Annotated in this window: 12 protein-coding genes; 5 read left to right on the top strand and 7 right to left on the bottom strand. The window is 71.3% G+C overall.

From position 1 onward, the window contains the following. Nucleotides 1-353, bottom strand: a 353-nt coding sequence (locus IQ216_RS08030; protein WP_193815068.1) for an RNA-binding protein, incomplete at its 3' end; no start/stop codon positions are given. 72 nt (nucleotides 354-425) lie between these two features. Continuing rightward, nucleotides 426-1,694: a CCA tRNA nucleotidyltransferase gene (locus IQ216_RS08025; protein ID WP_193815067.1), complete on the bottom strand. Its 1,269-nt coding sequence runs from the start codon at nucleotides 1,692-1,694 to the stop codon at nucleotides 426-428. On the opposite strand from IQ216_RS08025, the gene IQ216_RS08020 reads away from it, so the two are divergent. The 4 genes from IQ216_RS08020 (at nucleotide 1,687) to IQ216_RS08010 (ending at nucleotide 3,158) form a co-directional block, all read left to right on the top strand. After that, entirely contained in the window at nucleotides 1,687-1,938 is a 252-nt protein-coding gene (locus IQ216_RS08020; protein ID WP_193815066.1) for a Ycf34 family protein, read from the top strand. The two genes, IQ216_RS08025 and IQ216_RS08020, sit on opposite strands and share 8 nt — an antisense overlap. Next, complete coding sequence (tsaB, locus tag IQ216_RS08015) at nucleotides 1,935-2,357, top strand: tRNA (adenosine(37)-N6)-threonylcarbamoyltransferase complex dimerization subunit type 1 TsaB (RefSeq protein ID WP_370566666.1); 423 nt, start codon at nucleotides 1,935-1,937, stop codon at nucleotides 2,355-2,357. Before IQ216_RS08020 ends, tsaB begins: the two co-directional genes overlap by 4 nt. Continuing rightward, entirely contained in the window at nucleotides 2,341-2,550 is a 210-nt protein-coding gene (locus IQ216_RS14730) for a hypothetical protein (RefSeq protein ID WP_370566665.1), read from the top strand. The genes tsaB and IQ216_RS14730 overlap by 17 nt, the downstream gene beginning before the upstream one ends. Beyond that, nucleotides 2,550-3,158 (top strand): YdcF family protein, encoded by a 609-nt coding sequence (locus IQ216_RS08010; RefSeq protein WP_193815065.1) that lies wholly within the window; start codon nucleotides 2,550-2,552, stop codon nucleotides 3,156-3,158. The genes IQ216_RS14730 and IQ216_RS08010 overlap by 1 nt, the downstream gene beginning before the upstream one ends. Here IQ216_RS08010 and IQ216_RS08005 read toward each other — a convergent pair. From IQ216_RS08005 to rpaB, 5 genes are all read right to left on the bottom strand, one after another. After that, nucleotides 3,115-3,834, bottom strand: coding sequence for a 1-acyl-sn-glycerol-3-phosphate acyltransferase (locus tag IQ216_RS08005; RefSeq protein WP_193815070.1), 720 nt, complete (start codon nucleotides 3,832-3,834; stop codon nucleotides 3,115-3,117). The two genes, IQ216_RS08010 and IQ216_RS08005, sit on opposite strands and share 44 nt — an antisense overlap. Before the next feature lie 53 nt (nucleotides 3,835-3,887). After that, nucleotides 3,888-4,778: an ACP S-malonyltransferase gene (gene fabD / locus IQ216_RS08000; protein ID WP_193815064.1), complete on the bottom strand. Its 891-nt coding sequence runs from the start codon at nucleotides 4,776-4,778 to the stop codon at nucleotides 3,888-3,890. 54 nt (nucleotides 4,779-4,832) lie between these two features. Further along, entirely contained in the window at nucleotides 4,833-5,843 is a 1,011-nt protein-coding gene (locus IQ216_RS07995) for a beta-ketoacyl-ACP synthase III (RefSeq protein ID WP_193815069.1), read from the bottom strand. A gap of 84 nt (nucleotides 5,844-5,927) precedes the next feature. Continuing rightward, nucleotides 5,928-7,238 (bottom strand): phosphate acyltransferase PlsX, encoded by a 1,311-nt coding sequence (gene plsX, locus IQ216_RS07990; protein WP_193815063.1) that lies wholly within the window; start codon nucleotides 7,236-7,238, stop codon nucleotides 5,928-5,930. Next, a complete protein-coding gene (gene rpaB / locus IQ216_RS07985; protein WP_186698413.1) occupies nucleotides 7,219-7,977 on the bottom strand; it encodes a response regulator transcription factor RpaB in 759 nt (252 codons plus the stop codon). Before rpaB ends, plsX begins: the two co-directional genes overlap by 20 nt. Nucleotides 7,978-8,080: 103 nt before the next feature. Here rpaB and radA point away from each other — a divergent pair. After that, nucleotides 8,081-9,312: DNA repair protein RadA (gene radA / locus IQ216_RS07980; protein WP_193815062.1), on the top strand; the 1,232-nt coding region annotated here is incomplete at its 3' end.

Below are 9,312 nucleotides of genomic sequence, written 5' to 3'. Positions count from 1 at the left end.
TCGCTGTCCACCTGGTCGGCGTGGACCACCTTGTTCGCTGCCTTGCGCTGGGGGGCTGTGCCGGTGCCAGTGCGGCGGTCAGAGGTGGGGGCGGTGCCACGGGCATCGCGGCGCTCGGAGACCTCGATGCGCAGGGTGTTGCCGCCGAAGTCCTTACCGTTGAGCTGCTCGATCACGGCGTCGGCCAGCTTCTGGTCGTCCACGTTGGCGAAGCCGAAACCGCGGCAGGCGCCCGTGTCGCGATCATTGACGGCCTTGAAGCGCACCCCTTCCCCGATGGCCGTGAACAGAGCCTCGAGCTCCTTGGCATCAAAAGCTTGCGGCAGGTTGCCGACGTAGAGACGAATGCTCATGGCAGGGGAAGGGATAGGAAAACGTTTCGCAGGCGAGGAAAACCTCAGACACACGCCTATGACATCTGGAAGTTAACCATGCCGCCGGTCGAGCCAGGCCCTGGCGGCGATCAGAGCCGCCCTGCTGGCCGCCGGATCCTGCGGCGGGATCCGGCCGAAGGCCCGCTCCAGGGTGAGATGCCTCATCAGCACTCCCAGTTCGGGCCCCGGGGCCAGCCCGAGGGCCTGCTGCAGCTGCACGCCGTTGAGGGGAGAGCTGGGGTGGAAGAGAGGGTCTTCCGCCAGATGCCAGCGCTCCATCTGCTGCTTCGCCTGGGGCGCCGGCAGGAAGAGCAACAGGGCCGGCAGGTCTGCCTCCAGGTCCAGGTGCAGCTGCAGTTGCTCGGCCTCCGGGAGCGCGGCTCCCGCCGCGGCCTGTGTCAGCCGCCGCCACCACCGGCGCAGCCGTCCGCTGCGCTGCTGCAGCTGACGGCTGGCCCGGAGCTGGCCCAGGGCCTCAGGCGGCAGCAGCGCCGCCAGCCGGGCCAACGGCAGGGCCCAGGCAGCCGCGCTGCCGAGCCCGCAGGCCTCGGCCTGCTCAAGGCTGAGGCTCAGCAGCACGGGCTCAGCCGTGGCATCGGCCCCCCAGGGCGCCAGCAGACTCAGCTCGGCACATCCGGCCAGGCCCCGCTCGCCGCCGGGGGCCGTGGCCAGTTTCTCCAGTTCGGTGAGCACCCGCTCGCCGGCCACCTCGGCGAGCCTCGCCCCGTGGCGCCGGATCCAGTTGCGGCTGCGCGCCTCCAGCACGAGTTCCAGCTCCACCTCGAGGCGCAGACCGCGCAGCAGCCGCAGCGGATCGGCCAGCAGGTTGGCCTCGCTCACGGCGGCCAGGCGAGCGGCTCTGAGGTCGCCGAGGCCGCCGGTGGGATCCAGCAGGGGACTGCCGGGGGCCAGGGGCAGGGCGATCGCGTTGGCGGTGTAGTCGCGGCGGCGGAGATCCTGCTCGAGGCTGTTGCCCTCCTGCCGGGCCAGGTCGAGGGTCCAGCCCCGCAGCACCAGCCGGGCGATGTCGCGCTCGGAGTCCAGCACCACACAGGTGCCGCCGCAGCGGCGGGCCAGCTGCCGCCCCAGGCTGATCGCTGCGCCCGGCACCACCAGGTCAAGGTCGGGGCAGGGAGCCAGGCGGCCCAGCAGGGCATCGCGCACGGCTCCCCCCACCAGGGCGCAGCCGGCGGGGAAGTGGTCCGGGGGCACGGGCCAGTGCTGGGGCGCCAACCGCTCCCACAGCCGCACCGCCCGCTCGTCAGCCGGCAGATTGCCCGCCACAATGGGCGCCTGGCGCGGCCTGGCCGGGATGTGCATCTGCGTGAACTGCCGCTGGGTCGACCGCTGTCAGGCCTACCACGCGGTGGAGCGGCAGCACGGTGTGCCTCACCTCAGCGCCGAGCCCGACTTCCGCCCCTCCCAGCCCCGCATCCACGTGCAGGTGCTCGACCTGGCGGCCGGGGGTGTGGGCGTGGAGTGGGACGTGCGGGCCTGCGACTCCTTCGCGGCCGATCCCGGCCGCTGGCAGCGCCTGCGCCCCGGGGAGGCCTGCCCCCGATGAGTTGGCTCCTGGCCCTGCACAGCTCCAGCCCGGTGCTTGGCGTCGGCCTCCGCAGCCTTGAGGACGACATCCCTGACCAGGTGCGGCAGTTCCCCCTGGGCCGGGATCTCTCCGGCGCCCTGCTCGAGAGCGTCGAGTCGCTGCTGCCTGCCCAGTCCTGGCCAGCCCTGGCGCGGCTGGCCGTGGCCACGGGGCCGGGCGGCTTCACCGGCACCAGGCTCACGGTGGTGCTGGCCCGCACCCTCGCCCAGCAGCTGGAGATTCCCCTCGATGGCGTGGGCAGCTTTCTGTTGGTGGCCCGGCGCCTGCACCTGGCCGGGCCCACCTGGCTGAGCCAGGCGTTGCCGCGCAGGGGCGTCNTGGNYCGGCKTCTATGGTCCCTGCCCCGAAGCCCTGGGGGGCATGGCGCAACGGCGTGAGCCCCGGCTCTATGAGGACAGCGAGGCCCTGCGCGCTGCGGAGCCCGATCTGCCGGTGTTGGCGGCGGAGGTGGATGTGGAGCGCGACGTGGTGCAGCTGCTTGACCTGAGCGCCGAGGCCCACGCCGCTGCTGTGCCGGCGCCCTGGCAGCCGGTGCTGCCGCTCTACCCCACCGCTCCGGTGCCGCTCTGATGGCCCCTGCCTCCCGCCGGCAGCAGCGGCCCCGGCGCCGTCGCCGTGGCGGCAAGCGCTGGCTGCTGCTGGCCCTGGCAGCCGCGCTGGCGGTGCTCTCCCGGGGCTGGTGGTGGCCGACGCCGCCACCGGCCCAGATGATCCTGGTGCTCGGCGGTGATGTGGAGCGGGAGCGCCATGCGGCCGAGATCGCTTCTGAGCAGGGGCTTCCCGTGGTGGTGAGCGGCGGCAGCAATCCCGAATTCGCTCACTGGCTGTTCGAGGAGCGGCAGGGTCTGCAGCCCGGCCAGGTGAAGCTCGACTACCGCGCCAACGACACCCTCACCAACTTCACCTCCCTGGTGGACGACCTGCGCCGGGCCCGCATCCGCCATGCCCTGCTGGTGACCAGCCAGGACCACATGGATCGCGCTCTGCTCGTGGGCCGCATCGTGGCCGGCAGCAGAGGCATCCACCTCACGCCTGAACCGGTGGACTGCGCCGAACTCTGCAGCCCCGAGAGCCGCCAGAAGATCTGGGGTGATGGCCTGCGGGCGGCGCTGTGGGTGATCAGCGGCCGCGATCTCAGGAGCTGGGCGGCAGAGCGGCTGAGTCTGGAGCTCCGCTGAGGCGGTTCCGGCCGATCAGCCCCTGGTCGAGCAGGGCATTGATCTGCTCCTGGCAGGCGAGGGTGGCGGCGTCCAGATCGGGCCGGCGGCGGGAGCCGGGCGGGGGAATCGGCGTGCCGATGCGGATGTGGATCGGCACCAGCCGGATGCCGGAGCCGCCAGGGCCCAGGGCGCGGTGGCTGTTGAGGATCGCCACCGGCAGCAGGGCTGCGCCGCTGCGGGCGGCCAGCAGGGCAGCCCCCGCCAGGGGGGTGTTGACCCGGCCGTCGCTCTGGCGGGTGCCATCGAGAAACACGCCGGTGGCCCAGCCCTCCTCAAGGCGGTCGGTGGCGGTGCGGATCGCCTCGCGGTCGCTGGCGCCCCGGGCCACGGGATAGGCCCCGCAGGCCCGGATGATCGGCCCCAGCAGTGGCACCTGGAACAGCTCGGCCTTGGCCATGAAGGCCACGGGCCGGCCGAGGGCATGGCCCAGCAGGGGCGGATCGAGGTGGGAGCCGTGGTTGGCCACCACCACCAGAGCCCCCTCGTTGGGCACATGGCCGTTGCCCGCGGTGCGCCCCCGGAACAGCAGGCGGTAGATCGGAAACACCAGCAGATAGCTGATCAGCCGATACACCAGGCTGGGTCTGGGGGTGCGGATCAGGGCCGGTGGTTCGCTGCGCTTGCGGCGTCGCAGCACCCGCTTCACGGCGTTGACCGACCGGCTGCCCGGGCGCAGTCCGGAGCGGCTCACAGACCCAGGTCGGCAGGGCCGGCGATCTGGGCGGTGCTGATGCCGGGGCAGCTGCGCTTCAGCAGGCCACTGAGCACCGCCCCTGGGCCGATCTCCACGGCCGTGGTGATGCCGGCCGCCTCACACTGGGCCATGGTCTCGCGCCAGCGCACGCCCGTGGTCATCTGCTGCCCCAGCCTGGCTTTGAGCGCTTCAGCGCGGGTTTCAGGGGTGGGGTCCGTGTTGCTGAGCACGGGCACGCTGGCATCGGCGAAGGGCACGTTCTCGAGCTGGCGGGCAAAGGCCTCGGCGGCCTCCGCCATGAACGGTGAGTGGAAGGCTCCGCTCACCGCCAGGGGCACGGCGCGCCGGCAGTGCAGCGCCTCGCTCACCTGCGCCACGGCCTCGGGCGTTCCCGACAGCACCACCTGGGCGCTGCTGTTGTCGTTGGCGATCACCACCTCCGGGTTGGCGGCCACCAGCTCCTCCAGCAGCGCGCGCTCGAATCCCATCACCGCCGTCATGGCCCCACCGCCGCCTGCGGCCATCAGGCTGCTGCGGCTGCGCATCAGCTCCAGGCCGGTGGTCACGTCGAACACCCCGGCGGCGTAGAGCGCCACCAGCTCACCGAGGCTGTGCCCTGCCACCAGATCGGCCTGCCGGCCCTGGGCCCGCAGGCCATCCACCAGCAGGCTCTCCACCACGAACAGGGCCGGCTGGGTGTTGCGCGTGTCGTTGAGGTCGCTGAGCTCGCCCTCGGCCTCACCGGCGCAGATGGCCAGCAGGTCGCGGCCCAGCAGCGCCGAGGCCTGGTCGAAACGCTGCCGCGCCCCGGGCAGCTCCAGCAGGCCTGCGGCCATGCCCAGCTTCTGCGAACCCTGGCCGGGAAACACCCAGGCAATTCCCATCCCGCTGCCCCTGCTCACAACGCCAGAGGCTACGGCCAGACCCCACCGACAGCCTCAGGCCTCCGGGCTGGTGGCGGCCCGGGGACCAGACCAGCGCAGCAGGGCGGCTCCCCAGCTCAGGCCCGCTCCGAAGCCACTGCTGCCCAGCAGCTGGCCCGGTTGCACCCTGCCATCGCGCACCGCTTCATCCAGCATCAGCGGGATGGTGGCGGCCGAGGTGTTGCCATAGGCGGCGAGATTGCTCAGCACCCGCTCCCGCGGCACGGCGAAGCGCTCCGCCACGGCATCGAGGATGCGCTGGTTGGCCTGGTGCAGCAGCAGCCAGTCCAGCTCGGCCGGCGCCGTACCCGTGCTCTCCAGCAGCTCGGCGAGGATCGCGGGCACTTCCCGCACGGCGAACTTGTAGACCTCCTGGCCGTTCATCTGGATGGCGGCGAACCCGCCCCGCTGGCTGGTGAGCCCGTCCAGCAGGGGCTGTTGCTCGTCGGTCTGGGCCAGGGTGAGGCAGGCGTTGCGGGAGCCGTCGGAGCGCATCCGGAAGCCCAGCAGCCCCGTGGCTTCAGGCGCACAGGCTTCCACAGCCACCGCGCCGGCGCCGTCGCCGAACAGCACGCAGGTGCCCCGATCGTCCCAGTCCACCCAGCGACTCAGCTGGTCGGCGCCGATCACCAGGGCCCGGCGCACGGACCCGGCGGCGATGTACTGCCCCGCCGTGATCAGGGCGAACAGAAAGCCGCTGCAGGCCGCCGTCAGATCGAAAGCCACCGCGTTCACCGCGCCCAGTTGCCCCTGCACCAGGGGGGCCGTGCCGAACAGGTCGTCGGGGCTGGAGGTGGCCAGCAGGATCAGATCGAGATCCTCAGCCCGCCAGCCGGCATGGGCCAGGGCGGCCGCGGCGGCCTGGGTCGCCAGGGCTGTGAGCGGCTCGCCTGGTCCCGCCACCCGGCGGGCTCCGATGCCGGTGCGGGAGCGGATCCAACCATCGCTGGTGTCGACGCGCCGGCTCAGATCCTCGTTGCTGACGCTGGCACTGGGAACCCCACTGCCGCAGCCCACCAGGGCCATGCCGGTGGCGGCCCTGCCCTGGGTTTCTGCCTGGGAGAGCGAAACGCCGAGAGCCAAGGGCGGGCGACCCACAAGTGGGCTCAGTCAACCACAGGCCACAGCGCCGCTTTCCTGGCTGAGGGCGTGCAGATTCTCCATCACGCCGTGGTTGGCGGCCGAGTGGGCCAGCCGCAGGGCACTCAGCACCGAGAGGGCCTTGCTGCTGCCATGGCCGATCACGCACACGCCGTCCACGCCGAGCAGCAGAGCGCCGCCGTGTTCGGCGTGGTCGAGGCGCTTCTTGATGCGGCGCAGGTTGTTGATCAGGAAGGCCGAGCCCACCTTGCCGCGGCGCCCTCGGGGCAGCTCCACCTTGATCACGTCCAGCAGCACGCTGCCGACGCTCTCCAGAAACTTGAGCAGCACGTTGCCGGTGAAGCCATCGCACACCACCACATCGAAGGCGCCGGAGAGAATGTCGCGGCCTTCGCAGTTGCCGGCAAAGCGGAAGCGGGGTTCGGAACTCAGCAGCCCGTGGCTGCGCAGACAGAGCTCATTGCCCTTGCACGACTCCTCGCCGATGTTCACCAGGCCGATGCGCGGATGGGCCACCTGCAGCACGTCCCGGCTGTAGATGTTGCCGAGCAGGGCGAACTGCAGGAGCCACTCGGGTTTGCAGTCCATGTTGGCGCCCACATCCAGCACCAGCACCTGCTGCTCGGGGTCCTTGGTGGGGAACAGGGCGCCGATGGCGGGCCTGTCGATGCCCTTGAGCCGGCCCAGCCGAAAGATCGCGGCGGCCATCACGGCGCCCGAGTTGCCGGCCGAGTAGACCGCTGTGGCCTGGCCCTGCTTCACCAGGTCCATGGCCATGTTGATGCTGGCATCGCGCTTGCGGCGCACCACGGTGGCCTCCTCGTGCATGCCCACCGAGGGGCCACTGGGCACCAGCTCGATCAGCCCGGCGCTGATGGCCTCCTGGAGGCGGTCGTGCAGTCCGAGCTCGGCTGCAGCCGCGTGCAGCAGGGCGGTTTCTGCCACGAAGCGAACGCGCAGCGGCAGGCGCTCCACGGCCTGCAGGCAGCCCTCCAGGATCGGCCCCGGGGCGTGGTCGCCGCCCATGCCGTCCACGGCCACCCAGAGCCGGTCGGCATCGTTGATGGGCACGTCCTCATCGGGCCCGCCCAGGCCCCGTTGCAGGCGCCGCAACGGGTCCACCACCAGCGGTTGCAGCACGGTGTTGGCGGCACTGCTGGCCACGCCGGCCACGCTGCCCGCCCCTGACACTGCCGTGCTGGCGGCGGTGCTGGCGGTGCCGACCAGGGAGGTCACAGCGGCATTGCGGCGATACCAGATCACCAGGCGGCGGATCGCCCGCCGCTGTTTGGTGCGCTTTTCAGGCTCCTTCGGAGGCAACGGGATCGACGATGCGTTGGAACAGGTAGCCGGTGCCCCGCGCCGTGAGGATCAGCTCGGGGTTGGCCGGATCATCCTCCAGTTTGGAGCGCAGCCGGGAGATGTGGACATCCACCACCCTGGTGTCCACGTGACGCTCAGGGGTGTAACCCCATACCTCCTTGAGAATCTCGCCGCGGCTGAAGGGCTCGCCGCTGCGGCTCACCAGCAGTTCCAGCAGGCTGAACTCCATGCCGGTGAGGCGGATCCGTTCATCGCCGCGGTACACCTGGCGCTTGTTGGTGTCGATGCGCAGGTCGCCCACGCCGATCACCCCCGAGTTGGGGATGCCGGCCACCTGTTCCTTCTCCACCCGGCGCAGCACGCAGCGGATGCGGGCCTCCAGCTCCTTGGGGCTGAAGGGCTTCACCACGTAGTCGTCGGCGCCCAGTTCCAGGCCTGTGATCCGGTCGGCCACGTCGCCGAGGGCGGTGAGCATCACGATCGGCACGTCGGATTCCTTGCGCAGCTCCTGGCACACCCCGTAGCCATCCAGCCGAGGCATCATCACGTCGAGCACCACCAGGTCGGGGGGCTGCTCCCGGAAGCGCTCCAGGGCCTCCAGCCCGTCGGCGGCGGTCACTACCTCGTAGCCGATCATCGACAGCCGGGTCTCGAGGATCCGGCGGATACTGGCCTCGTCATCGACGACCAGGATCGTCTCTTTCTCTCGAACTGGACTGGTGGGTGACGCCGTCATCTCCTCCGTTCGGCCTGTACATCAGATCGCCCTACTGAAAAGGCCAGAGGGGCTCTTATTTCATGCAAAGCCACCTTTCTTCATAGTCCCCGCCCGCCAGCCCGTGGCCAAGCCCCTCTCCATCTACGTCTGCAGCAGCTGTGGGGCCCAGTCGCGCCAGTTCTTCGGGCGCTGCAACGCCTGTGGCAGCTGGAACACCCTGGTGGAGCAGGCCGGCTCCAGCGACAACCGCCGCCTGAGGGCCACCCCCGCTGCCCCCGGGGCCGCCTCCGCGGTACGCCCGTGGCGGTCCCAGTCGATTCAGGCCGCCGGCGATCAGCCGCTGCAGCGGCTGGCCAGCGGCTATGGCGAGCTGGACCGGGTGCTGGGCGGCGGCCTGGTGCCGGGCTCCCTGGTGCTGCTGGGCGGGGATCCCGGCATCGGCAAGAGCACGCTGCTGCTGCAGAGCGCCCGCGCGATGGCCGAGCAGGCCTCAGTGCTCTATGTGAGCGCTGAGGAGTCGGCCCAGCAGGTGAAGCTGCGCTGGCGCCGCCTGGCGATGGCCGAGCAGGCCGCTGAGGCCGATGTGCAGCTGCTCGCCGAGACCGATCTCGAACTGGTGCTGCAGGAGCTGGAGGCCCTGCGTCCTGCCGTGGCGATCATCGACAGCATCCAGGCCCTGCACGACGCCCAGCTCGCCAGTGCTCCGGGTTCGGTGGCCCAGGTGCGCGAGTGCGCCGCTGCCCTGGCCCGCATCGCCAAGCGCCAGGACACGGCCGTGCTGCTGGTGGGCCACGTGACCAAGGAGGGCATGCTGGCCGGCCCCAAGGTGCTCGAGCACCTGGTGGATGCGGTGCTCACCTTCGAGGGCGACCGCTTCGCCAGCCATCGGCTGCTGCGGGCCGTGAAGAACCGCTTTGGGGCCACCCACGAGCTCGGCGTGTTCGAGATGCGCGATCAGGGGCTGGCGGAGGTGAGCAATCCCAGTGAGCTGTTCCTGGGGGGGGCGGAGCCCAGCAGTGGCAGCGCCACGATCGTGGCCTGTGAGGGCACCAGGCCCCTGCTGGTGGAGCTGCAGGCGCTGGTGAGCGGCACCAGCTACGCCAGTCCCCGCCGCAGTGCCACGGGCATCGCCGTGAACCGCCTGCACCAGATCCTGGCGGTGCTGGAGAAGCATCTGGGCCTGCCGCTGTCGCGCTTCGACTGCTACCTGGCCGTGGCCGGAGGGCTGGAGGTGGAGGAGCCCGCCGCGGATCTGGGCGTGGCGGCGGCGGTGGTGGCCAGCTACCGCGATCTGGTGCTGCCGCCGGGCACGGTGCTGGTGGGCGAGCTGGGGCTGGGGGGGCAGCTGCGGCC

Source organism: Cyanobium sp. LEGE 06143, from assembly GCF_015207535.1.
GTDB lineage: Bacteria > Cyanobacteriota > Cyanobacteriia > PCC-6307 > Cyanobiaceae > NIES-981.
Note: the sequence above shows the minus strand (reverse complement) of the source record. Positions and strands in the feature narration are given on the sequence as shown.

Coding starts and splice junctions, on each gene's coding strand:
- IQ216_RS07995 (WP_193815069.1), bottom strand. CDS start 5,843: ATGGCCCTGGTGGGCTGCGGCAGTGGGGTTCCCAGTGCCAGCGTCAGC.
- rpaB (WP_186698413.1), bottom strand. CDS start 7,977: ATGACGGCGTCACCCACCAGTCCAGTTCGAGAGAAAGAGACGATCCTG.
- IQ216_RS08010 (WP_193815065.1), top strand. CDS start 2,550: ATGGCCCCTGCCTCCCGCCGGCAGCAGCGGCCCCGGCGCCGTCGCCGT.
- IQ216_RS08025 (WP_193815067.1), bottom strand. CDS start 1,694: ATGCACATCCCGGCCAGGCCGCGCCAGGCGCCCATTGTGGCGGGCAAT.
- IQ216_RS08020 (WP_193815066.1), top strand. CDS start 1,687: ATGTGCATCTGCGTGAACTGCCGCTGGGTCGACCGCTGTCAGGCCTAC.
- IQ216_RS14730 (WP_370566665.1), top strand. CDS start 2,341: ATGGCGCAACGGCGTGAGCCCCGGCTCTATGAGGACAGCGAGGCCCTG.
- fabD (WP_193815064.1), bottom strand. CDS start 4,778: ATGGGAATTGCCTGGGTGTTTCCCGGCCAGGGTTCGCAGAAGCTGGGC.